We start from the raw sequence: 22,411 nt of genomic DNA on the forward strand, positions 1-22,411 counted from the left end.
GTTATTCCGATGTGCGGGCGCGGCTCAACAAGTTAATCGCAGCTTGTTGAGGCGTGGTGTCACCGTAGAGTACGTCGTAGAGTTGTTCGCAGATGGGCATTTCTACGCCGTGCCGTTTTGCTAACGCAACCACTTCACGGGTATTTCGGTAGCCCTCAACCGCTTGACCAATTTCTTTCATGGCTTGCTCAACGCTTTTACCCTGCCCCAATGCCAATCCAAACCGTCGATTACGGGATTGATTATCGGTACAGGTTAGTATCAAATCACCTAAACCTGCCATGCCGGTGAAGGTTTCAGGTTTTGCACCAAGCTTTAAGCCAAGCCGCGTGAGTTCCGCTAAGCCACGTGTAATCAAGGCAGTTCTGGCATTCGCACCGAAGCCGATGCCATCGGCCATTCCTGCACCAATTGCGATCACGTTTTTAACTGCACCACCAAGTTGCACACCAATGAAGTCGTCGTTGGTATACACCCGGAAACTGCGGTCGCAGTGCAACAGCTCAGACAGTTCGTCAACAAACTGTGGGTCTGTTGATGACATGGATATGGCAGTGGGTAGGCCTTTGGCCATTTCCATAGCGAAGGTTGGCCCTGACAACACAGCCAATGCGTGTGAGTCACCTAAAATTTCTTGAGCAACTTCAAACAGGAGCCGCCCCGTTTCAGGTTCTAACCCTTTGGTTGCCCATGCAACCCGCGCGTCTTCGCGCAAATGCGCCCGCATGTCTTTTAGCACTTGAGCAAACGCACTGCTGGGTACCACCACCACAATATTATGACTATCAGCTACAGCTTCAGCCAAATCAGCAGTGACATGTAAGGTATCAGGAAGTTGAATACCGGGTAGGTAGCGTGCATTTTCGCGTGAGGTAGCCATTGCTTCGACTTGCTCAGCATCGCGGCCCCACAAACAGGTATGCGTACCCTTACGGGCAAAACAAAGCGCTAGGGCGGTTCCATAAGAACCGGCACCCAGCACTGTTACTTGCGAATTACGCATTGATGGCGCTTAGATTATGCGTCAGCTTGCTCAGCAGCTTGTTGTTGCTGATGCTGCTGTACGTGTTGCGCGAACACCGCGTCAAAGTTAACTGGCGCTAAGTTCAATTGCGGGAATGTTGCGCGGCTTACTAAGCTAGACAAGCACTCGCGAGCATATGGGAACAAAATGTTCGGGCAGAATGCGCCAAGTAATTGGGCACGTTGACCTTCTTCAATTGCGTCAGTAATTGTGAAAATACCTGCTTGATGAACTTCACCAATAAAGGCTACCGTTTCGCCAACTTTATTTGTTGCAGTTACTTTCAGAACCACTTCGTAAACACCGTCTTCAATCTTGGTGTTTTTAACGTTTAGGTCAAGGCTAAGCTCTGGTTTCCACTCTTGGCGGAAAATATCTGGAGCATTTGGCGCTTCAAACGAAACGTCTTTGGTATAAATGCGTTGAATCTGGAAAGCTTGCTGTTGTTGCGCATCGTTTTGAGCGGCGCCGTTTACTTGCTGTTCGTCAGCCATTTTTTACGTCCTATTGCTAAAAGTTATACTTATTTTTTAACCAGTGGGAAACTGGCGCCCTGCCAGGCTGAGATTCCACCTCGAAGTACGGCAACGTTCTCAAAACCAGCTTTACTGAGCGCAGCTGCTGCTGAACGCGCAGTCATGCCTGTTGCACATACAACAACGATGGGGGCAGATTTGTATTTCTCAAGAGCCTGCACCTCATTTTTTCGAATCTTATCGGCAGTTACATGAATAGCATCTTGAATGTGGCCTTTACGGTACTCGTCCGTTGAACGAATATCAACAAACACACCGTCGTTACGGTTAGTCAGTAGGGTCGCTTGTTGCGGCTCTAATAGCTTAACCTTAGAAGTTACGCCTTTCAGGTAGCTTACGATAATCGCAATCAAAAGGATGACCCACAACAGGCTCATAAAGTAATGGTCCATCGCGAAAGCGAGAAGTTGATCCATGGGGTTGCCTACTCCAGTTGAAAAAAACAAGCCACAGAGTATACCGACTGAAACCTGTGTTGCCAGTAAAATTTTGCCAAAAGCACCAAGTTAGAAAGGATGCGTTGCGCGTCAAAATCGCATAAAATAAGGTCAATTTTCTGAATTTACTGAAAAACCACTGAGGATGTTATGGCAAAGCCACATACACCATTGGCTCTTTTAATTTTAGATGGCTGGGGCCACCGTGAGGCCACCGCTGATAATGCAATTGCTGCGGCGAACACACCAACCATGGACAAACTATGGGCAACCTACCCACACACCTTGGTGGACGGCTCAGGTATGGCCGTTGGCTTACCTGACGGGCAAATGGGGAACTCTGAAGTGGGCCACGTGAACTTAGGCGCTGGCCGCGTCGTTTATCAAGACTTTACCCGTATCAGTAAAGCCATTGCCGATGGTGACTTTTTCGAAAACGCCGAGCTTACAGCTGGCGTTGATGCCGCTGTGGCCAAGCAAAAAGCCATTCATATTATGGGGTTGTTATCACCAGGCGGCGTACACAGCCATGAAGATCACCTCATTGCAATGATTAAGTTAGCGGCACAGCGCGGCGCCAAGAAAATATATTTGCATGGGTTTCTGGATGGTCGCGACACTCCGCCGCGCTCGGCAGCGCCTACTATTGAACGGTTTGAAAAGCTCTTTAGCCAACTTGGTGTTGGTCGCTTTGCCACTGTTTGTGGGCGTTACTTTGCAATGGACCGTGATAAACGCTGGGACCGCGTAGCGCAAACATGGAATGCCATGATTCATAGCAAAGCAAGCTATCACGCTGATAACGCAGCTCTCGCCCTGACCGCCGCGTACGAACGTGATGAAAGCGATGAATTTGTGAAGCCAACACTGATTGCTGATGCCGCGCCCATTCAGGACGGCGATAGTGTGTTTTTCATGAACTTCCGCGCCGACCGCGCTCGCGAGCTAAGCCACGCATTCTTAGACCGTGACTTTGATGGATTCGAACGCGGCAAGGTACCGCAGTTATCGGCTTTCGTGATGCTCACAGAATACGCAGCTGACCTAAAGGGCCCTATCGCGTTTCCACCGGAAAGCCTGACCAACGTGTTGGGTGAGTGGTTGGCGAAAAACAACTATACGCAACTGCGCATCTCAGAGACCGAAAAATATGCCCATGTAACCTTCTTTTTTAGTGGCGGGCGTGAACAGGAATTTGACGGCGAAAAACGCGTTCTGATTCCATCACCGAACGTGGCCACTTACGATCTGCAACCGGAAATGAGCTCTGAGCAACTCACTGACGCGCTCGTTGAAGCAATTCATAACCGCGAGTTTGACGTTATTGTGTGTAATTACCCAAATGGGGACATGGTTGGCCACACCGGTAATTTTGCTGCCGCGGTGAAAGCCGTTGAGGCGGTTGATAGCTCAATTGCTCGCGTTATTGAAGCCTTGCAAGAGGTCGGCGGCGAATGTTTGATTACGGCCGACCACGGCAATGCTGAACAAATGCAGGACCACAGCACCGGCCAGTCACACACAGCACACACCAGTGAATTGGTACCTTTCATCTATGTAGGGCGTGACGCAAATGCCCGTGACGGAGGCACGCTGTCAGATGTCGCACCAACCATGCTGCATTTGCTCGGCCTTGAGCAACCCGCTGAAATGACCGGCAAACCCATTGTGACGCTTAAGTCGTGAAGCACTGGCTGCTTGTTCTCATCTGTTTGATGTTGGCTCCAGTTGCCTGGGGCCAGCAACCGAGTGCTGATGAACAGGCAGCAACCGAAGCACAGTTGGAGCAAATCGCAGCCGAGTTAAAACGTCGCGAAGCCGCTATTGGCCAACGCGCTGAACAGCTAAGCTTGACTGAACGGGAACTAAAGCAGCTTGAACAGCAGATGGCTACGGTTGCCAGTGAATTGAACACAACAACCAATCAACTTGCCGATATCCGCGCACGCATTACTGATTTACAAAGCCAAGAACAACAACTTGAAAGCGATTTACAACAGCAACTGCATTTACTGGAACAGCAGTTGGATATGGCCTACCGCATGGGCAAACACGATTACCTTAAGCTTATATTAAAGCAACAAGACCCCGCCAAATTTGAGCGTCTACTGGGCTACTATGGGTATTTTAATCGTGCGCGTATTTCAGAGCTTGCAACCATTCGCGCAACCCAACAGCAACTTGAGCAGGTGCGTGCGGACGTGCTTGACCAACAACAGCAACTTGAACAGCGGCTGCAACAACAACGCCAACAACAGGGTGTGTTGAAAGCGCAACAAACCGAACAACAACAGCTGGTGAAACGCTTACTTCGGGAGCAATCTGCTGATCAACAACGCATCAGTGAGCTGAAGCGCGACCAAGAATCGCTTGAGCAAGTTCTTTCCGCCATTCAAGCGGCGATGCGCGACGAGCCTCGGCTTGAAGGCCTGGCCGCACTGAAGGGCAAAATGAACTGGCCTGCCGCAGGCCGCGTACAACGGGTATTTGGACAACAACGCAGCGGTGGTGTTATTTGGAAAGGCGTTGTTATTAAAGCGGAGTCTGGCGAACCGGTAAAAGCAATCGCCGATGGCCGTGTACTTTTTGCCAACTGGCTGCGGGGTTACGGCCTCATCATTGTGCTTGACCATGGTGACGGCTACATGAGTCTTTACGGGCACAACCAAACAGTTTTACCTGCAGTTGGTGACACAGTGCGCGCCAATGAGACCATCGCATTGGTTGGTCAGAGTGGTGGTCGTGAAGATCCTGCTGTATATTTTGAGGTTCGTGTCAAAGGTGATGCGGTGAACCCTGTCAATTGGTGTCGTTAATGCGTGTCTGGTTAAAGGTAGTTGCTAGTCTCATACTCGGCCTCATGGCTTTTTCTGCACAGTCAGAAGAAGGCCCTTTGCCGCGCATTGCAATTGTTATCGATGACCTTGGTAATAGCCGTTTCCAGCAAGAGTTTGCCAAATTACCAGGCGCACTGACGTTAGCCATGTTGCCACACACGCCTTATGCCGAGCGCATTGCCCGTAATGCGCAAGAAACCGGGAAAGAAGTCATTATTCACATGCCCATGCAACCGGGAAGCAATGCCGACGCCGGTATTGGTATGCTCACTACGGATGACGACAAAGCACAGTTTATAATGCTGATGGAACAAGCCTTTGTGCAGTTGCCGCAGGCCGTGGGCATGAACAATCATATGGGTAGCCAGTTAACCGCCCTTATTGAGCCCATGCAATGGGTTATGGAACAACTTGCGCTGCGTAACTTTTATTTTCTGGATAGCCGTACAACGGCCGCCACCCAAGCTGAAAATGTTGCCCGCGAATTTGGTATTCCCGTTGCAAGGCGTCATGTGTTTTTAGACAACGACCCGCAGGCCGATGAAATAGCGCTGCGCTGGCGTGACCTTGTTCGCCACGCGCACAAACATGGCGAAGCCATCGCTATTGCGCACCCGCACCGCTCTACCCTGGAGTTTTTGAAAAACGTGTTACCTGACTTGGCAAATCAATACGGTGTTGAACTTGTCGTTGCTTCCGCACTTGCAGAACCGCGCACCGCCCAACCAATTCAACTTACTGAGCATAAAAAAACGCCGGCGAATTAGGCCGGCGTTTTTTTATTCGAACTTATTCGAAGTCGGTGTTTAAGACATCGCCATACGAAGTTTCTTCATGGCATTGGCTTCAAGTTGACGCACACGCTCAGCAGATACCTGATATTTATCGGCAAGTTCTTGCAGCGTGGTTTTGTTGTCATCGTCTAACCACCGCGCGCGCACGATATCTTGGCTACGCTCATCAAGGGTGTTAATCGCCGACAACAAACGTTTTTGGGTATGCGATTCCCACTGCTCGTTTTCAACTTCTTCAGCTAAGTCTGAACGTTTATCTTCTAAATACTGAGCTGGAGAATAGGTGCCACCATCTTTGGCGTCATCGTCATCTGAACTGAGTTCAAATGCTTGGTCGTGGGCACTCATACGAGCTTCCATTTCCATCACTTCTTTTGTGCTTACGCCCAAAGTTTCAGCAACAGTGCTCACTTCTTCATGCGTAAACCAACCCAAGCGCTTTTTCATTTTGCGCAAGTTAAAGAACAACTTACGTTGCGCCTTGGTTGTCGCAATTTTGACCATGCGCCAGTTTTTCAGCACATACTCGTGAATTTCAGCTTTGATCCAATGCACCGCGAATGAAACCAATCGTACACCCACGGATGGGTCGAAACGACGGACCGCTTTCATCAGACCAATATTTCCTTCTTGAATCAAATCAGCTTGAGGCAGGCCATAACCTGAGTAGCCGCGGGCAACATGCACAACAAAACGCAGGTGCGACATAATGAGCTGACGAGCAGACTCTAGGTCGTCCTGTTCTTGTAAACGCGTAGCCAGTTCGCGCTCTTCCTCAGCCGACAGCATAGGAATGCGATTTACTGTTGAAATATACGCTTCTAGGCTGCCACCCGACTGCGGGACAGCTAACGCCATACTGGTAATCTCAGAGCTCATGCAACAACATCCTCTCTTACTGGTGTCTACACAACATTATCCAGACACTCATCAGACCTTTTTTCGGTCTGGAAGTTCCCTCATTCTAGCAAAACTGGCGCTGCTGACAATGACTGCTTTGGGATGATTTTTTTGTCTCACTATTACCCATATGGGGATAGTTTATTGTGGTTCAATAGTACGTACATGTTTTCTTACTGCAATGTACGAACCCAATAACCCCAAACCAATCGCCAGCAACCATAACACCAGCATTTCATTAAAAGTCAGCCCTACCAAGGAAAATTGACTCTCATACAGTTCACTAATATCGGTCACTGCGCCAGAAATCCATAAAATCATTACGGCTGTCGCCAACCAAGCGATCAACCCACCGACAAAACCATACCACACTCCGGTGTATAAAAACGGCCGTTGAATGTAACCATCCGTTGCGCCGACTAATTTCATCACCATTATTTCGTCGCGCTTACTGTTAATATTGAGCCGAATGGTGTTGCCAACAATTAAAACCACCGCAATACACAACAATGCAGCTAACGCTAACAACCCGTCACGTACCAAATTTAAGAGCGCTTCAAGCCGTTGCAACCAGTCTAAGTCAAGCCGAACTTGCTCAACTTCGCGCTCATTGCGCATTTGCTGCGCCAGTTGCTGGGCTTGCGCTGTACCGCGTTTATTGGCTACCGGAGTAACTAATAAAACATCGGGTAGCGGGTTATTGCTCAGCGCATCTAAGGCCTCGCCAAAACCTGATTCCTCACGAAATTCTTGCAAAGCCTCGTTTTTGTCTATCCAGCGAACACGTTCAATGTCATTCGACAAACTAAGTCGTTTATGAAACGTCGATACTTCTTGCTGACTTAAATTTTTACGCAAAAATAAGGTTATTTCTGAAGCGTGCTGCCAATCGGCACCAATGGCTTCGGTATTTTTAACCACAACATACAAGGTTGCCGGTAAGGTCAGACTCAAACCAAGCACTGCCATCGTCATCAAACTTGCCATTGGATAACGGGCCAGCTCGCCTAAGCTTGCCACAGCTTGTTGCACATTATGCACCCAGAACATGACAAAACGGCGAAAACCCGAAATTTTTACCTGTTTGGCGCCTTGCTGGCGTGAGCGGAACAGTAAACTCATGGTTTAACTCTCCTGCAAGCCATCGTTGATCATCCGTCCGTCACGCAGAGTTAGCGTGCGATAACGCAGCCGCGCAATCAAACCCAAGTCGTGGGTCGCAATCAGTACCGACACGCCCACCCGGTTAAATTCTTCAAACAAGCGAATGATTTCCATCGACAACTTCGGATCTAAATTACCGGTTGGTTCGTCGGCCAACAATAACGGCGGTTTATTCACCACGGCGCGGGCAATGCCAACGCGTTGTTGTTCGCCCCCAGAAAGCATCATCGGGTAATGGCGCAACTTGTCGCCTAACCCTACTTTTTCGAGCGAAGCTTGCACACGCTTGCGCGCTTCTTGCATGCTATACCCTTCAATTAGCAGGGGCAGCGCTACATTATCGAGAACGGTTTTATCCATTAACAGGCGGTGATCTTGAAAAATCATGCCAATGTCACGGCGGGCATAAGGAATCTGGCGTGCGTTGATGCGCTTCAAGTCGTGGCCATTAATTAACACGCGCCCAGCCGTTGGCCGTTCCATCATGCTTATTAGTTTAAGCAGGGTACTTTTACCCGCGCCGGAGTGGCCCGTTAGAAAAGCCATTTCGCCACGCTCAAGGTGAAAACTCACGTTGTTGAGTGCTTGAAATCCGCCTGGGTACGTTTTACTAACCTGCTCAAATTTAATCATGACGATTGCGTCTCGTTAAGTTCGCGTTGGAACAAGGCGTCAACAAACTCACGTGCCGCAAACGGCCTTAAGTCATCAATGCCTTCACCCACACCAATATAGCGGATTGGAATGTTAAATTGATCAGCAATGGCAAAAATAACACCGCCTTTTGCAGTGCCATCCAGTTTGGTCAGGGTAATGCCACTTACACCAACGGCTTCAGTGAATAGTTTCGCCTGACTAATCGCATTCTGTCCGGTGCCAGCATCCAAGGTCAGCATTACCTCGTGGGGTGCGGACTCATCAAGTTTGCGCATAACGCGCACAACTTTTTTCAACTCGTCCATTAAATGCGCTTTGTTTTGCAAGCGCCCGGCCGTATCCGCAATCAATACATCAACACCCCGCGCACGCGCTGCTTCAACGGCGTCATAAATAACCGACGCGCTGTCGGCACCTGTATGCTGCGCAACCACTGGAATATCATTGCGCTGCCCCCACACTTGCAACTGTTCCACCGCTGCGGCACGAAAGGTATCGCCTGCGGCCAGCATTACTGACTTTCCTTCACGTTTAAATTGCTGAGCCAGTTTACCGATGGTGGTGGTTTTACCCACGCCATTCACACCCACCATAAGAATAACGAATGGGCCTTTCTGGTCACGCGGAATTGCAAGCGGTTGCGCAACGGGCGCTAAAATTTCGGTCATGTTTTCTTGCAATAGCTGATACAGCGCGCTGGCGTCGTGCAGTTGCTTACGGCTGGCTTGTTCGGTCAAGCGTTCAACTATTTTTAATGTGGTCGGTACACCAATGTCTGCTGTTAGTAACTGCGTTTCCAGCTCTTCAAACAGTTCATCATCAATTTTTTTATCTTTGAATATACCCCACAGGCCATCGCCTATTGCAGAAGAGGTTTTGCGTAGGCCCGAGGTAAGACGGTTCCATAAATTTGCTTTCGGCTTAACTTCCGCAGCCTTAGACTCAGCAGTTACCTGTGCACAAATTTCTGCAGCATCCGGCGCGGCAACTTCCGCCATAGAGGGTTCTTCTGGCAATGGGTGGGCGGAGTCAGTTTCAGCCTGCTGTTCGGTGTCATTGGACTTGTTTTTACGAAATAGAGAAAAGAAAGATCCTTTGGCCATGCCTGCTTTACCTTTGGAAGTTCGCTGCTGCTCGGTTTACAATGCGCACAGTTTAACACGTCAAATAAAAGAAGGCTTACTTTAGCATGCCGCGAAGCTCGTACAAGCAGAAAAGCAAAGCTGCCAGTTCACGCACCCCTAGCGTTAATAAAGGGCGCGGAGAATTGCGAATTATTGGTGGCCAATTGCGCGGCCGCAAGCTGGCTATCGCCGATGTACCTGGGCTGCGACCCACAACTGACCGAGTGCGAGAAACCGTGTTTAATTGGTTGCAGTTTGAGCTCGCTCAGCAGCGTTGCCTTGATTTGTTTGCCGGTAGTGGTGCACTTGCCTTTGAAGCACTTTCTCGTGGCGCCAGTGAAGTGATTTTGATAGAACAAGATAGCCAGGCCGCACGGTTATTGGCGCATCATGCACAAATACTATCTGCTGCGGTTGCCGGACAGGCGCTGGTGCAATGCGCTGACACCTTAGCTTTTTTGCAACAGCTCCCAAGCTCACCCTTTCAGGTGGTATTTATTGACCCGCCCTTCGGAATAGGCCTCGTCGACCGCAGTATAGAGCTACTTGAGCAAAACAATTGGTTGGCTGCTGGTAGCTGGGTATACATTGAAAGCGAACGGGATTTAACACCCACCGTGCCCAGTCATTGGCACTTGCACCGCGAAAAACACGCGGGGCAAGTTACCTTCCGATTATATACGGTTTCATAGTTTAACAATTTGAGGTAATGCACATGGGAACAGCCGTTTGGCTTGGCCGATTCGTTTTCGCAATTATTTGGGGCGTTATGCTGGCCAATTTAGTGGCGCCATTTCCAGATAAGCTATTCGCTTTTTTTCTATTCTTAATGGTGCTGTTGATTGCGCTGCATTTGATTCAGCTGCTGATGTTCGCAACCGTTTATAAAGACCACATGCAGTGGCGTCGTGGCGACTATTGGCAGATTGTGCTGTTCGGTGTAATTGGTTGGCTTGCTATAGTGCGCGCGCAACCGGCACGCACACAACAGCAGACACCAAAAACTTAGTCTTCTACGACGTTTTCGTCTGACATATTCACGCCGATGTTGGACACGCCTTCATCGGTAACCATTGCGCGCACTTGGCTCACCAATTCTTTGGTGGGTTTGTCGGTGGCTGCGGCAACGGTTTCAAGATAATTAAGTATCGCTTGCTGCACTTCTATTTCGTATTGCACCAGCTCATGCTTGCGCAATAGTTTACGGCGTTCTTGAGCATCAAGCTCAGCACCTTCAGTGAGCTCGAGAAACTTAGCAACTCCGGCTTGAGAAACCTTAGCAACACTCACCAAGTCGGCACTATTTTGGTCCAGCAAGCCCTGCAGTAAGGTACTTATTGCCGTGCAGGCATCCATAGCGGGATACACGCCCAGCATATCGTGTCCGTGTTCGCTTGGGGTTACGTCATCTACCTTTTCTTGCCAGCGCGCAAAGTTAACTTTCACGCTTTTTTCCTGCCATAACCAGTCCCAGCACGCATTGAGTGCCCCGTGCAGTGGCTTTGGATCACCGAAACCAGTAACATGGTGAAATAGCTCATAATTAGGCACCATGCGCTGGCACAGGTACAACGCCATCACGGTTTGGTAGGCCATGGGCAGAGCACGAATGCGATCGAACGTGTTTAAAACCATAATAACCCCAAGTTCGTTAGTCTTTTTTTGTCTTTGAGGTAGTATACGCTTTATGACTTCGCAACTCGACTATTCTCACATTGTGACAGCCGCTGAGCGCCTTGCGCCTATGGTGCGGCGCACAACGGTGCTCGTCAGCTTAAAGCTCAACGAGGCATTGAACGCGCAAGTGTGGCTCAAATGTGAGCATTTGCAGCACACCGGTGCATTTAAGTTTCGTGGCGCATGCAATGCCCTGTTGCAGCTCACTGATGAAGAACGCGCGCGCGGCGTGTATACGGTGTCTTCCGGCAATCACGGCGCCGCGCTTGCTGCTGCCGGTAAACAGCTAGGTATTAAAGTTCGGGTTGGTGTGGCGGCAAATGCCTCTCCCGTAAAGCGTGCCAATATGGCCAAGTATGATGCTGAACTGATCACCATCGAACCCGGCATGGCAGCCCGCGAAGCCTTTGTTGCTGCGCAACAGTCAACCGGCAAAAGCTTCGTGCCGCCATACAACCACCCGCACATTTGGCAGGGGCAAGGCACGGCGGCGCACGAACTCTTAAACGAACAACCTGATCTTGATTGTATTATTGCGCCATTAGGTGGTGGTGGGCTGCTTAGTGGCACTGCTATTGCGGCGCAAGCTAACGGCGTTAAACGGGTTTATGGCGTAGAACCGGAGCTGGCAGCCGATGGCCAGGCGTCGTTCCAAACCGGTGTGCTGCAACCTGCTATGCCACCGATGAGTATTTGCGATGGCTTACTGACCAGTGTTGGTGACAAAACATTTCCGATTATTCGCGCGTTAGTGAATGATGTGTTGGTGGTTTCTGACAGCGAAGCTTTGGCGGCACAAAAGTTGGTTTTTGAATTGACTGAGCAGTGGATTGAGCCTTCATCAGCAACCGTAATTGCCGCGATAAAACGCTATCCAGAATTATTTGCGAAGCAACGTATTGGGGTAATCATTAGCGGCGGCAACATTGCGCCACCAGCCGCTTAAAGCTATTTTGCGAACAACTGGCCAAGATCATGAAAGGCTTTGAATTCAAGCGCATTGCCGCTGAAGTCATAAAAGAACATGGTGGCTTGTTCGCCGGGTTGGCCTTTAAAACGAATATGCGGCTCAATCACAAACTCTATACCTGCGGCCTGAACGCGTTCCGCTAGCTGGTGCCAGTCATTCATGCTTAATACCACGCCGAAATGCGGTACCGGCACGTCGTGACCATCCACCGGATTGCGATGCGCAACCCCTGCCCGTTCAGGTGCTAAATGCGTCACAAACTGGTGACCGAAGAAATTCCAGTCTACCCATTGTGCGCTGCTGCGCCCTTCTGATAAACCGAGAATATCACCATAAAACTGACGGGCCTTGCCAATGTCATGCACTGGCACGGCCAAATGAAAGGGTTGTAATGTGGTTTGCATAAACGGCTTCGCAAATTCCTAATCAGATAATGTTTATTTAACGGCTACCATGGGTGCTGACTTGCGCCACATGCGCATTCCAACCGTAACCATTAATATCATCCAGTTCAGCGGTGGTACCAGACCACACGCCAATACGGCAAGCATATTCCACAATGGTTGGCGCTGATACTGCCCGACCAACACATAGAACAACAACGCCGCCAATAACCCTTGTAATAGAAAAAGGCTTATAGGCATATTATGTTCCCTGTACTTTTGTTTTTGTTGTGGGAATTAGCCTACCGTATCTTCATGAAATTGTAAAAGAGTGTTAATGCGCCTGAAATATCAGGCGCTTAGAGCACGATCTAAGTCCGCGATCAGGTCATCAATGTCTTCGATACCTACCGAAATACGCACAAAGTTATCCAAAATACCCAACTTTTCGCGATTTTCTTTAGGAATGGACGCGTGTGTCATAATCGCTGGATGTTCAATCAAGCTTTCCACCCCACCCAGACTTTCTGCCAACGCAAAAATTTCAACGGCTTCTAAGAAACGGCGCGCTTTTTCAAGATCACCCTTCAACAAAATTGAAATCATGCCACCAAATCCGCTCATCTGCTTTTTGGCAAGTTCGTGCTGCGGATGGCTTGGTAAGCCTGGGTAGATAACTTTTTCTACTTGCGGATGTTGTTCCAGCCACTGGGCTAACTGCAACGCCGCTTCGTTGTGGTGCTTCATACGTAACGCCAGCGTTTTAACGCCCCGCAAAGCCAAATAACTGTCAAATGGCCCTGCTACTGCGCCCACCGAGTTTTGCAGAAAGAGCATTTTTTCGACCAGCTCATCATTATCACCAACAACCGCGATGCCGCCGACCATATCGGAATGGCCGTTCAAGTATTTGGTGGCCGAGTGCATGACAATGTCAGCACCAAGCTCTAACGGACGCTGGTTAAATGGCGTGGCAAAGGTGTTATCCACCACCACAATAATATTATGTTTCTTCGCAATTGCCGCAACTGCTGCGATATCAACCAACTTCAACATTGGGTTGCTTGGCGTTTCAATCCATACCATACGGGTTTTCGGTGTGATGGCGGCTTCAACAGCAGCGAGATCAGTTAAATCCACGTACGAAAACTCAAGCCCTGCGGAGCGGCCACGAACCTTGTCGAATAACCGGAACGTGCCGCCATAAAGGTCATCCATGGCAACCACATGATCACCACTGTCGAGTAATTCCATGATTGTCGACGTTGCAGCCATGCCCGAAGCAAACGCCAAGCCTTGCTGGCCACCTTCTAAATTTGCTACCGCACGTTCCCAAGCAAATCGCGTGGGATTGTGTGAGCGCGAATATTCAAAGCCTTTATGTACGCCTGGGCTTTCCTGAATATAGGTTGAACTGGTGAAAATTGGCGGCATAACAGCGCCAGTTGCCGGTTCAGGTGACTGGCCGCCATGAATGGCGCGTGTTGCGAATTTCATATTTTTTGCATCTGCCATGTTACTTCTCCAGCAAGTTTTGAGCGGCCATCCACTCGTCGTTATATAATTTAGAAAGGTAGCGATTGCCGGTGTCGCACGCGAGTGTTACAACGCGCTTCGGCTCCGTTTGCTCGCGGCAATAACGCAATGCAGCGGCAATCAGGGTGCCACTTGATGAACCGACCATAACGCCCTCGTTCACCAATAATTCACGGGCGGTGTTGAAGGCTTCTTTGTCGCTTATTGCATAGGCTTTGTTGGCAAGTTTGATTTCACAAATATCTGGAACAAAGTCTTCACCGATGCCTTCAACCAACCAACTGCCCGCTTCCACTGTTTCGTTGCGGTTAATCATGGGCTCGAGTATTGAGCCGTCAGGGTCCGCCAGCACCAAATCAATGTTGGCATTGTGTTCGCGCAAATAACGACCGATACCGGTGAGCGTGCCCCCCGAACCTACACCGCAAACAAAGGCATCTAAGTTGCCTTCCATTTGCTGCCAAATCTCTGGCCCTGTACTAGTGTAATGCGCTTCAACGTTGGCTGGGTTGGTAAACTGATTGACATAAAAGTAACCATTTTCTTCCGCCAAACGCGCGGCCATATCCTGATAGTATTCCGGATGCCCCTTTTGCACGTCAGAGCGCGTGCGCACCACGTCTGCACCCATTGCTTTAAGGTTATTCACTTTTTCGGCGGACATTTTATCCGGCATGACAATTTTCAACGGGTAGCCCTTGCTGCCCGCCACTAAAGCAAGGCCCAAACCGGTGTTGCCAGCCGTTGCTTCAATAATGGTCATGCCCGGCTTTAAGGCACCTGACTTTTCGGCCGCTTCAATCATACTCACTGCAATGCGGTCTTTAATGGAGCCACCTGGATTCATCAGCTCAAGCTTCAAGTACAGCTCGCAGGGGCCGGTGTCGGTGTTGGTAACTTTAACCATCGGTGTGTTGCCGATCATTTCCAGAACATTTTGGTAAACATGCATGATTATCGCGTCCGTTTCTTTAAATTCGTTAAAATTTGCGCTCAATGGTCGCCATTATCGCACGATGCCCTGTTTTATAGCAAAGAGACCTGTGGCAAAGTAACTACACATTTTCGAATATCAAATAACAGGAAAGCATGATGATACGCACTCCTTTTGCAATTGGTTCAACGGGTATGGCCACACTAGCAATGAGCGCATTGTTACTGGCGGCCTGTGCACCAGCAGAGCAAACACCTGCAGCGCAAGACTATGTTGCCGAGCAAACGGCGTTCATGGATGCTTTTCGCCCTTATTGCGGGCAAGCTTTCGCTGCTACGATTGTCGAAGATAACCAACCCAGCGCGGCTTGGGATTATCCATTAGTTGTGCACGTGCGTGATTGCGAAGACAACGTGGTGCGTATGCCATTGCATGTGGGTGATGACCGTTCACGCACTTGGGTGTTGACGCAGCATGGCGGTTATATCGATTTTCAACACATTTATTTGCATGAAGACGGCAGCGCAGACGCCGTTTCGCCGTATGGCGGACAAACACTTGCCGCTGGCAGCGCAACCATGCAGGCATTCCCTGTTGACGAAGCAAGCAAAAAGCTATTCGTTGAAAATGGCCTTGATGTGTCCATCACCAACACCTGGACCATAAGCTTTGTTGACGATCAAACCATGAGCTATAAACTCTCGCGCCCGGGCCGTATATTTGAAGTGCATGTGGACTTGAGTCAGCCCATTGATGTTCCGCCACCAGCCTGGGGCTATCAGCAATAGCTTGGTATACGTTTAAGCATGAATTTGAACCTAGGAACCCTTTTGTATGATCGATTTACGCAGTGACACGGTAACCCGGCCAACGGCCGCAATGCGAGCCGCAATGGCTGCTGCACCGGTTGGCGATGATGTTTTTGGTGACGACCCCACAATTAATGCGTTGCAACAGCGCATGGCTACATTGGCCGGAAAGGAAGCGGCGCTTATTGCCAGCAGTGGCACGCAAACCAATTTATTAGCGCTACTCAGTCACTGTCAGCGGGGCGAGGAATATCTGGTTGGTCAGGAGTACCACACCTACCGCTACGAAGCAGGCGGGGCAGCAGTGCTTGGCGGTATTGTGCCGCAACCGTTTGAGGCAGAAGCTGACGGTACTTTAAATTTGGCGGCCGTAGAAAAGCGGATTAAACCGGATGACCCACACTTTCCAATCACCCGCTTGCTGTCGCTTGAAAATACGCATACAGGCCGAGTCATTCCGCAAGACTATATGCTTAAAGCGCGTCGCTTATGTGACAAGCACGGGCTAAAATTACACCTTGATGGCGCGCGTGTATTTAACGCCTGTGTTGCAACGCAACAGCCTTTAGCTGAACTGGCGGCGCCCTTTGATAGCGTGTCTATTTGCTTTTCAAAAGGTTTGGGCACACCCATAGGGTCGGTTCTGGTTGGCTCAAAGAAATTTATTGAGCGCGCGCACCGCTGGCGCAAAATGCTTGGGGGCGGCATGCGTCAAGCGGGCATTATCGCAGCGGCAATGGACTATGCCTTGGACCATCATATTGAGCGTTTAGCTGATGACCACAAGCATGCCCAGTTACTGCATGACGGTTTGAGCCAACTTGACGGTATTCGCGTTGAACCTGCGCAAACCAATATGGTTTACGTGAACTTCGACTCGCTAGAACAAGCACTAAAAGTGAGTGATTACTTACTTGAGCATAACGTAATAACTGCACGCTCAGCGCGGATGCGCCTTGTTACCCATCTTGATGTGCAGTCGGACGACATTGACCACATTATTACGCTGTTTAAACAAGCCCTACAACGTATTTAGTTGATGCAGCAACCGGTCCAGCGCTCGAAAACTGAGCGCTTCGGCCAAATGTTGACGTGAAATCGTATCCACTTTCGCCAAATCTGCAATGGTTCGTGCCAAACGTAACAACCGGTGATAAGCGCGGTGTGAAAGTTTAAACTGCTCAATGGCTGCGACCAAAAAACTGTGGTCGGCGTCTTCTAATTTGCAGAACTCTGCCAATTGAGAGGGCTTTAATTCGCTGTTCAAGCAGCCCTGCCGCTCGAGTTGTGTTGCCCGTGCTTCATCAACCCACCCCCGCCAGGTTGGTGTTAAGGGCTCTTGCTGCTGGTGTTGTTGCCTCAGTACATCCGGTTGGCGCGGCACCTCCACTTGCATGTCGATACGATCTAATAACGGCCCAGAAAGCTTGCCAAGGTACTTGGTAATTTGGTCGGGCGTTGCCCGTGCGCTGGCTAAGTTGCCATCAAAATGTCCGCATGGCGACGGATTCAAAGCGCATACCAGTTGAAACTGCGCTGGATACGTTACTTGATGACCAGCGCGGCTAATGGTCACTACGCCTGATTCCAGCGGCTCGCGCAAGGAGTCCAGCACATGACGGGCAAATTCGGGCAGCTCATCAAGGAATAACAGCGATCGGTGCGCAAGTGATATCTCGCCCGGTTGCGGCGGCGAGCCACCACCAACCAGTGCTGCCGCTGAACAGGAATGGTGCGGCGCTCGCAACACCCGTTGTTGCCAATGGGTGCTGCGCAAGGTGCCACTAACCGAACGAATTGCTGCTACCGCAAGCCCATCGCGCTCATCCAATTGCGGTAACAGCCCGAGCAAGCGCTGCGCGAGCATCGTTTTCCCGGTACCCGGCGGCCCCACAAATAATAAATGATGCCCACCGGTTGCAGCCAAAAGCAAGGCGCGTTTGGCCTGCTCTTGCCCGATAACGTCAGCGACATCACCACAAGAAAGGTTGGGCTCTTGTTTCGGTTGTGCTTGAATGTACGGTAATTTAGAGGGGCTGGTTAGGTGCTCGAAAACATCGCGCAAACTAATGGCTGCAACACATTGCTGCACGCTGAGAACCGCAGCTTCTTCAGCATTGTCGAGCGGAATAACCGCTTCACGCCCTTCGTCGCGACAGCTCAGCACGGCCGGAAGTATCCCCATCACTTCCCGCAAGTCGCCGTTGAGTGTCAGTTCACCATAGAATTCACGCCCAGCCACTGAGCGCTCTGAAATTTGACCATCAGCAACTAAGATTCCTATCGCGATAGCTAAGTCATACCGAGCTCCGTATTTGGGTAAATCCGCCGGTGCTAAGTTCACCGTGATTTTTGTCGCTTTAGGAAAACTATACCCGCTAGCCAGAATTGCAGAACGCACCCGGTCACGTGCTTCACGCACCCCTGCTTGCGGCAACCCAACCACAGCAAACCCCGGCAATCCGCCTGCCAAACAAACTTCTACCGTCACTAACGGCGCATCAATGCCTTGCGTGGCGCGTGTAAACACACGCGCTATTGAAACAGCTTTACCTGCCATCACTGCCCTCCTTGGCTCTACTAGCCAAACTATAGCAGTGAACGAGAAACGGGTTGTATTGGTGATGTCACAATGTGGTGTACGATGTTGGATGATTCATCGCTATAACCTAGGGCATCGGCAAGATAGTGAGTTTTACGAAGTTATACGTTATAAAACCAAAGCCCCGACGAGCGAGGCTTTGGATTCAATAAACAAAGTGAATGTCATGACCTACAAATTTTAAAACGATAATCTACTTTCTTTGATCAAAGCCAATCAGCTCAATAATAATATTTTTATTGATAATAATTATTACTGGCTGAAGAAATAATAGGCAGTATGCGAAAGCTTTTATTGCTGCATCGAGTCCATTATTAACACTAACCAAAAGAGAGATGATAAAACATACACTTACATAAAAAAGCTCTTGCTTTAATAAATAGTAAAATAGTTTCTTCTTCATTTTTAACCTCTAACAAGAACCATCACTTTTACAAGAAGCCGACTTTCCGCTCAAATTGCTGACCGTATCCGCTGCTATCTTGCCTACTTCCGCTCCTGCCGACGTTTTACCTGAGGCGTTTCCAGCACTACGAGTAGTACTTGCTATGTTTGCGGAGATACCACCTGCCTTTTCCATCTTTTCCAGATTGGCTACTGTCTTATTAGCTATTTTTGCTCCGGTTCCAGCTCCTGCTGCACCAGCAACTGTTGCAATAGCAATATCAGTAGCACTAGCATCTGGGTTAGTTACTGCTGTAGCTGTGCCGTTCGATATACCGCCTGTAGCCGCTGTTCCTGCGACAGCTCTACCTGACGAAATTACCCCATTTGCGGCCTGCTTAGCGAGTATACCACCAACACCACCAGTTACAGCTCCAACAGCAGCCGCAGCTATCACGGAGTCTCGGTCAATTTTTCCTGTAGTTGCCAACTGAACCCCAGCTTCAATTGCTGCACCAATTGCAGCACCGACTATGAAATTCAAAACTTTACCTGTCGGATCGGTGTGATTTATTGGATCATTTGCAACATAAGCATACCAGTTCATGCCATCTTCATAACCCACGGGGTCAGTCTGAAGGAACCGGCCTAACTTCGGATGGTACACTCGCGCTTTATAATGGTATAACTGGGTGCTAGGAATGAGTGTTTGACCCGTATAACGAAAGCGTGACCTGCTGCCGTTGTGCGCGGTGCTATTGAGTTTCCCGCTGCTGAGTGGCCGCAAGATTTAGTGGTTTATAAGATCGCACCTAACCGTTGAAATGAATTTGTTCGCAAATTTTGCATCAGAAAAATAAACTTCAAAATACGTTGTATCGAAGAGCCTTACTTCGAACAGAGCACCTTCATTTTCCGAATATGGCATGTCCTCGGTAAAATGCTTAGCTTTGAAACTTTTGGGCAAATTCCCCTTTTCAAAGCCTAATAATATTCCAGAGAAAAATTGATCGATGCCACTCAATACTTCTACTGTTTTAACATCGTCCCCCAAATACATTGGGGTTCCAGGTTCTCCAACAACGCCGGTACTCCAAACTAAGTCCGAGGCGTACCATACTGTACCAGTATGAAGTTCGTTCAACTTCTGCAAAAGTAAAGCTGTTTGTCTTCCAGTACAGCAGACTTCACTTCCGTCCAGCTCGTGTCCCACCACCCGAAAGCCCAACTGCGGTCTTTTATCAATATTCATCTTTTAATTCCTAACAACTAGATTTTTGTTCGACTGAGAGCCAGATGGCAAGAAATCTCTCCGCAATTGGAGAAATGGTGAACTCGAACAAGTGAATCACCTGCGGTAAAAACAAAGCCACGCTCGAGCGAGGCTTTGTATTCAAGATAATACTGAAATTCAATATAAATAATATCCCATTCGCCTACTCAGACATTTTCTTTTTGTATGAAAAATAAGAATATAATGTCAGAAAAGCCATACATACAATAGAAAACCCAACGCCTCTTATTAATCCGTCACCAATTGCGATTAGTCCACCTACAATCAATGACATGACAAAATAAATTATTAGTTGCGGTCTATATAGCTTCAAAAACATCGCCTCTCTCCTTTTAACTATTATTTTTCTTTATGCCGCGTTCATTATTCAACCATTTAAATGGACTGTAATCCCTCCATTTTAAGAAGCTGTTATTCGTAGAATTAATGAACCGCGGGCGTTAATTATTATGGCCGGAATATCAAAGTTATACCTAAGCTAGTGTAAAGCTGAAAGTTCGAACTCAGCATCAATCCAATGGTTTTTACATTAATTGCATTAATAATATTGTAAATAACATTGAAATAACAAACGGTTGGCTATACGGTTCCAGATGCTATTGTTATCTGCCAAGGACGATGAGGTTGCTTCAACGTTAGGCGGCCACGAAACACATAAAGGATTATTCATGCTAAGAATTTTTTTATTTATTTTTTCAATAGCTCTCATCTCTGGATGCGGTGCTGGCGATGAAGATAAGCCTGACGAGCGCCCGCCAACGATCGAGGTCGTCGATCGCGATGTCCAATATCTTGATTCCTACTGGCTGCCGGGCGGTCGAAACTATGCAGTTCACGAGAACTCCCTAGCTATCAGCCACAATGCAGGTGTCAGCCTATTAGATATCAACGAATCCGGATTGGTGGAAAGCGAAATCCAGGTATCCTCAACTGGATCCATTAATATTGCCACGTTAGAAAATGGCGATATTGCAACCTTGATGGTCAACCATGTGCGTGTTAACCGCATAAAAAGCGATATGTTTGATGTCATCTACATGACTGAAGACTCCCCTGATTTAAGCGCTGTGATATTCGAGTCATTTGGCAATTGCGCTTACTGGGTGGACAAGAGCTCTCCAGACGAAGTGCAGCGTTATACAATCAAGGAAGTATGTGTTGACAGTCAAGGGCTCATCACTCAGGACATTAGGTATCAGACGGAAAACTGGATTAATAATGTTTATGCTTTAGAAGATGGTTCCATAGTGGTTTTTGAAAGCCTTGGAGGCCCTCAAAAAATAAGCTTACTCAGTAGCGAGTTTGAGCTCCTCGATGAATATACTACGACAGATAAGCTCTATGGATTTGATATCGAGTTGCGTGATGACACGCTATTTTTTACAGGTTTTGCTGCTGTCTGGGAAATGGACATTTCTTTCAACGGACTTTCCGAGCCAAAACTTTTTCATGAAACAGTCAACCCAACAAGTTCGAACGGAACAAACAGAGTTGCGGTTCACGATAAAGGCGTACTCCTCGCCAACAATAACTTCATTTATGCATACCAGCTCGACGGCGACGACGTTACAGCGATATATCGAATCGACGTTGAGAAAAATATTGAAGCTCTCGTTGTGTATAAGAACTTTTTGATTGTTTCCTATTGGGATAACGTCGACTTCGAAATATACAGGATAAGTGACCTTATTTAGTTAAGTGAGCTAGTCACAGCCTTTAATTACTGAACAAATTAACTGCCAACGAACTTAAAATACAACCGGCCTCATAGAGAAAAAATATGAAATTAATAAATTCAATCAACATAACCTCAGTCCTTTTCGCCACAATTTTTTTGGCTAGTTGCGGCGGCTCTGATGAAGAATCTGACCCAAACACTTATCGTGCCAATGTCTCTTCCACACCTCAATATTATGGCGTTGATTCGACTATTCATATTGACGCATTTGCCGAAGTGCAGAACGGTGTTGATACGGTTGCGTCTGATATTTTCAACTTTGAATACGAGTTTGGAACTTCATACGAGCTTCGTGTCGGTCAATTCCCTGCCGCCCCAAGCGGTGATGGGGCAACGATAATTTTGACAAGCTTAATTGAGGTGGTTTCAGCAACTCCCGATGCAATTGGCACAAGTTATCGATACGACAACGTTGAACTGAGGGGAAACCCGTTTACTGAGGAAACAACCGGCATATATGGGTTTTATCAATATGACTTTTTATGCGCTGACAATGTAGACTGCGACGCGCTTGTTGCCATTGCCGATAGCGGCGGTCTGGTGAGTGTTGAGTTTGAATACACCGGTGGTGATGTACCCATTACGCTAGTGTGGTGGAATTAATCACGGAG

25 protein-coding genes are annotated in these 22,411 nt (G+C 48.6%); 10 read left to right on the top strand and 15 right to left on the bottom strand.

Going from position 1 to position 22,411, the window contains the following annotated elements; all coding sequences use genetic code 11:
- Nucleotide 1 precedes the first annotated feature (1 nt).
- The 3 genes from gpsA to ACN0UN_RS07590 are packed head-to-tail and all read right to left on the bottom strand — an operon-like array spanning nucleotide 2 to nucleotide 1,976.
- On the bottom strand, nucleotides 2–1,003 hold the full coding sequence (gene gpsA / locus ACN0UN_RS07580; protein WP_417659450.1) for an NAD(P)H-dependent glycerol-3-phosphate dehydrogenase: 1,002 nt from the start codon (nucleotides 1,001–1,003) through the stop codon (nucleotides 2–4).
- Nucleotides 1,004–1,017: 14 nt separating this feature from the next.
- Nucleotides 1,018–1,518: a protein-export chaperone SecB gene (secB, locus tag ACN0UN_RS07585; protein ID WP_417659451.1), complete on the bottom strand. Its 501-nt coding sequence runs from the start codon at nucleotides 1,516–1,518 to the stop codon at nucleotides 1,018–1,020.
- Nucleotides 1,519–1,547: 29 nt separating this feature from the next.
- Nucleotides 1,548–1,976, bottom strand: a complete 429-nt coding sequence (locus ACN0UN_RS07590; protein WP_128352299.1) for a rhodanese-like domain-containing protein — start codon at nucleotides 1,974–1,976, stop codon at nucleotides 1,548–1,550.
- 171 nt (nucleotides 1,977–2,147) lie between these two features.
- Between ACN0UN_RS07590 and gpmI the strand changes: the two genes are divergently transcribed.
- From gpmI to ACN0UN_RS07605, 3 genes are read left to right on the top strand one after another with little or no spacing between them, the layout of a single operon-like run.
- Nucleotides 2,148–3,683, top strand: a complete 1,536-nt coding sequence (gene gpmI / locus ACN0UN_RS07595) for a 2,3-bisphosphoglycerate-independent phosphoglycerate mutase (protein ID WP_417659452.1) — start codon at nucleotides 2,148–2,150, stop codon at nucleotides 3,681–3,683.
- A complete protein-coding gene (locus ACN0UN_RS07600) occupies nucleotides 3,680–4,813 on the top strand; it encodes a murein hydrolase activator EnvC family protein (RefSeq protein WP_417659453.1) in 1,134 nt (377 codons plus the stop codon). Before gpmI ends, ACN0UN_RS07600 begins: the two co-directional genes overlap by 4 nt.
- Entirely contained in the window at nucleotides 4,813–5,601 is a 789-nt protein-coding gene (locus ACN0UN_RS07605; protein ID WP_417659454.1) for a divergent polysaccharide deacetylase family protein, read from the top strand. Before ACN0UN_RS07600 ends, ACN0UN_RS07605 begins: the two co-directional genes overlap by 1 nt.
- A 39-nt stretch (nucleotides 5,602–5,640) precedes the next feature.
- Here ACN0UN_RS07605 and rpoH read toward each other — a convergent pair whose 3' ends face one another.
- From rpoH to ftsY, 4 genes are all read right to left on the bottom strand, one after another.
- Complete coding sequence (gene rpoH, locus ACN0UN_RS07610) at nucleotides 5,641–6,507, bottom strand: RNA polymerase sigma factor RpoH (RefSeq protein WP_128352303.1); 867 nt, start codon at nucleotides 6,505–6,507, stop codon at nucleotides 5,641–5,643.
- A gap of 162 nt (nucleotides 6,508–6,669) precedes the next feature.
- Complete coding sequence (gene ftsX / locus ACN0UN_RS07615) at nucleotides 6,670–7,650, bottom strand: permease-like cell division protein FtsX (protein WP_128352304.1); 981 nt, start codon at nucleotides 7,648–7,650, stop codon at nucleotides 6,670–6,672.
- A gap of 3 nt (nucleotides 7,651–7,653) precedes the next feature.
- Nucleotides 7,654–8,325, bottom strand: a complete 672-nt coding sequence (gene ftsE / locus ACN0UN_RS07620; protein WP_128352305.1) for a cell division ATP-binding protein FtsE — start codon at nucleotides 8,323–8,325, stop codon at nucleotides 7,654–7,656.
- Entirely contained in the window at nucleotides 8,322–9,452 is a 1,131-nt protein-coding gene (gene ftsY, locus ACN0UN_RS07625; protein WP_417659455.1) for a signal recognition particle-docking protein FtsY, read from the bottom strand. The genes ftsE and ftsY overlap by 4 nt, the downstream gene beginning before the upstream one ends.
- 86 nt (nucleotides 9,453–9,538) lie before the next feature.
- On the opposite strand from ftsY, the gene rsmD reads away from it, so the two are divergent.
- Both rsmD and ACN0UN_RS07635 read left to right on the top strand, forming a co-directional pair.
- A complete protein-coding gene (gene rsmD, locus ACN0UN_RS07630; RefSeq protein ID WP_417659456.1) occupies nucleotides 9,539–10,165 on the top strand; it encodes a 16S rRNA (guanine(966)-N(2))-methyltransferase RsmD in 627 nt (208 codons plus the stop codon).
- Nucleotides 10,166–10,188: 23 nt separating this feature from the next.
- On the top strand, nucleotides 10,189–10,482 hold the full coding sequence (locus ACN0UN_RS07635) for a DUF1145 domain-containing protein (protein WP_417659457.1): 294 nt from the start codon (nucleotides 10,189–10,191) through the stop codon (nucleotides 10,480–10,482).
- On the opposite strand, the gene ACN0UN_RS07640 is transcribed toward ACN0UN_RS07635, so the two are convergent.
- The gene (locus tag ACN0UN_RS07640) at nucleotides 10,479–11,108 is read right to left on the bottom strand and encodes a YjaG family protein (RefSeq protein ID WP_417659458.1); all 630 of its coding nucleotides are present in this window, start codon (nucleotides 11,106–11,108) and stop codon (nucleotides 10,479–10,481) included. The two genes, ACN0UN_RS07635 and ACN0UN_RS07640, sit on opposite strands and share 4 nt — an antisense overlap.
- 52 nt (nucleotides 11,109–11,160) lie before the next feature.
- Here ACN0UN_RS07640 and ACN0UN_RS07645 point away from each other — a divergent pair, with 52 nt between their 5' ends.
- A complete protein-coding gene (locus ACN0UN_RS07645) occupies nucleotides 11,161–12,096 on the top strand; it encodes a threonine ammonia-lyase (protein WP_128352310.1) in 936 nt (311 codons plus the stop codon).
- A 2-nt stretch (nucleotides 12,097–12,098) separates the two neighbouring features.
- Here ACN0UN_RS07645 and ACN0UN_RS07650 read toward each other — a convergent pair whose 3' ends face one another.
- The 4 genes from ACN0UN_RS07650 to ACN0UN_RS07665 all read right to left on the bottom strand — a co-directional run bounded on the left by ACN0UN_RS07650 (nucleotide 12,099) and on the right by ACN0UN_RS07665 (nucleotide 14,991).
- Nucleotides 12,099–12,524, bottom strand: a complete 426-nt coding sequence (locus tag ACN0UN_RS07650) for a VOC family protein (protein ID WP_417659459.1) — start codon at nucleotides 12,522–12,524, stop codon at nucleotides 12,099–12,101.
- Nucleotides 12,525–12,557: 33 nt separating this feature from the next.
- Entirely contained in the window at nucleotides 12,558–12,764 is a 207-nt protein-coding gene (locus ACN0UN_RS07655) for a hypothetical protein (RefSeq protein WP_128352312.1), read from the bottom strand.
- Between the two features lie 90 nt (nucleotides 12,765–12,854).
- Nucleotides 12,855–14,018 carry a cystathionine gamma-synthase gene (locus ACN0UN_RS07660; RefSeq protein ID WP_417659460.1) on the bottom strand — a complete coding sequence of 388 codons (1,164 nt, stop codon included), beginning with the start codon at nucleotides 14,016–14,018 and terminating at the stop codon, nucleotides 12,855–12,857.
- Between the two features lies 1 nt (nucleotide 14,019).
- A complete protein-coding gene (locus ACN0UN_RS07665) occupies nucleotides 14,020–14,991 on the bottom strand; it encodes a PLP-dependent cysteine synthase family protein (protein ID WP_128352363.1) in 972 nt (323 codons plus the stop codon).
- Nucleotides 14,992–15,128: 137 nt separating this feature from the next.
- Between ACN0UN_RS07665 and ACN0UN_RS07670 the strand changes: the two genes are divergently transcribed.
- The gene (locus ACN0UN_RS07670) at nucleotides 15,129–15,761 is read left to right on the top strand and encodes a hypothetical protein (protein ID WP_417659461.1); all 633 of its coding nucleotides are present in this window, start codon (nucleotides 15,129–15,131) and stop codon (nucleotides 15,759–15,761) included.
- A 46-nt stretch (nucleotides 15,762–15,807) separates the two neighbouring features.
- On the top strand, nucleotides 15,808–16,818 hold the full coding sequence (gene ltaE, locus ACN0UN_RS07675) for a low-specificity L-threonine aldolase (RefSeq protein ID WP_417659462.1): 1,011 nt from the start codon (nucleotides 15,808–15,810) through the stop codon (nucleotides 16,816–16,818).
- Here the strand turns inward: ltaE and ACN0UN_RS07680 are convergent.
- The 3 genes from ACN0UN_RS07680 to ACN0UN_RS07690 all read right to left on the bottom strand — a co-directional run bounded on the left by ACN0UN_RS07680 (nucleotide 16,804) and on the right by ACN0UN_RS07690 (nucleotide 20,020).
- Nucleotides 16,804–18,342 carry a YifB family Mg chelatase-like AAA ATPase gene (locus ACN0UN_RS07680; RefSeq protein WP_417659463.1) on the bottom strand — a complete coding sequence of 513 codons (1,539 nt, stop codon included), beginning with the start codon at nucleotides 18,340–18,342 and terminating at the stop codon, nucleotides 16,804–16,806. The two genes, ltaE and ACN0UN_RS07680, sit on opposite strands and share 15 nt — an antisense overlap.
- 454 nt (nucleotides 18,343–18,796) lie before the next feature.
- Entirely contained in the window at nucleotides 18,797–19,555 is a 759-nt protein-coding gene (locus ACN0UN_RS07685) for an RHS repeat-associated core domain-containing protein (RefSeq protein ID WP_417659464.1), read from the bottom strand.
- A gap of 3 nt (nucleotides 19,556–19,558) precedes the next feature.
- Complete coding sequence (locus ACN0UN_RS07690; protein WP_417659465.1) at nucleotides 19,559–20,020, bottom strand: hypothetical protein; 462 nt, start codon at nucleotides 20,018–20,020, stop codon at nucleotides 19,559–19,561.
- A 710-nt stretch (nucleotides 20,021–20,730) separates the two neighbouring features.
- Here ACN0UN_RS07690 and ACN0UN_RS07695 point away from each other — a divergent pair.
- Nucleotides 20,731–21,756, top strand: coding sequence for a hypothetical protein (locus ACN0UN_RS07695; protein WP_417659466.1), 1,026 nt, complete (start codon nucleotides 20,731–20,733; stop codon nucleotides 21,754–21,756).
- Between the two features lie 86 nt (nucleotides 21,757–21,842).
- Entirely contained in the window at nucleotides 21,843–22,403 is a 561-nt protein-coding gene (locus ACN0UN_RS07700) for a hypothetical protein (RefSeq protein ID WP_417659467.1), read from the top strand.
- Nucleotides 22,404–22,411: the final 8 nt, after the last annotated feature.

Source organism: Pseudidiomarina sp. (genome assembly GCF_048267825.1).
Taxonomy (GTDB): Bacteria; Pseudomonadota; Gammaproteobacteria; order Enterobacterales; family Alteromonadaceae; genus Pseudidiomarina.

What these genes read in the sequence shown, in the direction of transcription:
- ACN0UN_RS07700 (WP_417659467.1), top strand. Translation starts at nt 21,843, where the DNA reads ATGAAATTAATAAATTCAATCAACATAACCTCAGTCCTTTTCGCCACA.
- ACN0UN_RS07690 (WP_417659465.1), bottom strand. Translation starts at nt 20,020, where the DNA reads ATGAATATTGATAAAAGACCGCAGTTGGGCTTTCGGGTGGTGGGACAC.
- ftsE (WP_128352305.1), bottom strand. Translation starts at nt 8,325, where the DNA reads ATGATTAAATTTGAGCAGGTTAGTAAAACGTACCCAGGCGGATTTCAA.
- ACN0UN_RS07665 (WP_128352363.1), bottom strand. Translation starts at nt 14,991, where the DNA reads ATGCATGTTTACCAAAATGTTCTGGAAATGATCGGCAACACACCGATG.
- secB (WP_417659451.1), bottom strand. Translation starts at nt 1,518, where the DNA reads ATGGCTGACGAACAGCAAGTAAACGGCGCCGCTCAAAACGATGCGCAA.
- ACN0UN_RS07590 (WP_128352299.1), bottom strand. Translation starts at nt 1,976, where the DNA reads ATGGATCAACTTCTCGCTTTCGCGATGGACCATTACTTTATGAGCCTG.
- rsmD (WP_417659456.1), top strand. Translation starts at nt 9,539, where the DNA reads ATGCCGCGAAGCTCGTACAAGCAGAAAAGCAAAGCTGCCAGTTCACGC.
- ftsX (WP_128352304.1), bottom strand. Translation starts at nt 7,650, where the DNA reads ATGAGTTTACTGTTCCGCTCACGCCAGCAAGGCGCCAAACAGGTAAAA.
- ACN0UN_RS07640 (WP_417659458.1), bottom strand. Translation starts at nt 11,108, where the DNA reads ATGGTTTTAAACACGTTCGATCGCATTCGTGCTCTGCCCATGGCCTAC.
- ACN0UN_RS07655 (WP_128352312.1), bottom strand. Translation starts at nt 12,764, where the DNA reads ATGCCTATAAGCCTTTTTCTATTACAAGGGTTATTGGCGGCGTTGTTG.
- gpmI (WP_417659452.1), top strand. Translation starts at nt 2,148, where the DNA reads ATGGCAAAGCCACATACACCATTGGCTCTTTTAATTTTAGATGGCTGG.
- ftsY (WP_417659455.1), bottom strand. Translation starts at nt 9,452, where the DNA reads ATGGCCAAAGGATCTTTCTTTTCTCTATTTCGTAAAAACAAGTCCAAT.
- ACN0UN_RS07660 (WP_417659460.1), bottom strand. Translation starts at nt 14,018, where the DNA reads ATGGCAGATGCAAAAAATATGAAATTCGCAACACGCGCCATTCATGGC.
- ACN0UN_RS07670 (WP_417659461.1), top strand. Translation starts at nt 15,129, where the DNA reads ATGATGATACGCACTCCTTTTGCAATTGGTTCAACGGGTATGGCCACA.
- ACN0UN_RS07645 (WP_128352310.1), top strand. Translation starts at nt 11,161, where the DNA reads ATGACTTCGCAACTCGACTATTCTCACATTGTGACAGCCGCTGAGCGC.
- ltaE (WP_417659462.1), top strand. Translation starts at nt 15,808, where the DNA reads ATGATCGATTTACGCAGTGACACGGTAACCCGGCCAACGGCCGCAATG.
- gpsA (WP_417659450.1), bottom strand. Translation starts at nt 1,003, where the DNA reads ATGCGTAATTCGCAAGTAACAGTGCTGGGTGCCGGTTCTTATGGAACC.
- ACN0UN_RS07650 (WP_417659459.1), bottom strand. Translation starts at nt 12,524, where the DNA reads ATGCAAACCACATTACAACCCTTTCATTTGGCCGTGCCAGTGCATGAC.
- ACN0UN_RS07635 (WP_417659457.1), top strand. Translation starts at nt 10,189, where the DNA reads ATGGGAACAGCCGTTTGGCTTGGCCGATTCGTTTTCGCAATTATTTGG.
- ACN0UN_RS07680 (WP_417659463.1), bottom strand. Translation starts at nt 18,342, where the DNA reads ATGGCAGGTAAAGCTGTTTCAATAGCGCGTGTGTTTACACGCGCCACG.
- ACN0UN_RS07605 (WP_417659454.1), top strand. Translation starts at nt 4,813, where the DNA reads ATGCGTGTCTGGTTAAAGGTAGTTGCTAGTCTCATACTCGGCCTCATG.
- rpoH (WP_128352303.1), bottom strand. Translation starts at nt 6,507, where the DNA reads ATGAGCTCTGAGATTACCAGTATGGCGTTAGCTGTCCCGCAGTCGGGT.
- ACN0UN_RS07695 (WP_417659466.1), top strand. Translation starts at nt 20,731, where the DNA reads ATGCTAAGAATTTTTTTATTTATTTTTTCAATAGCTCTCATCTCTGGA.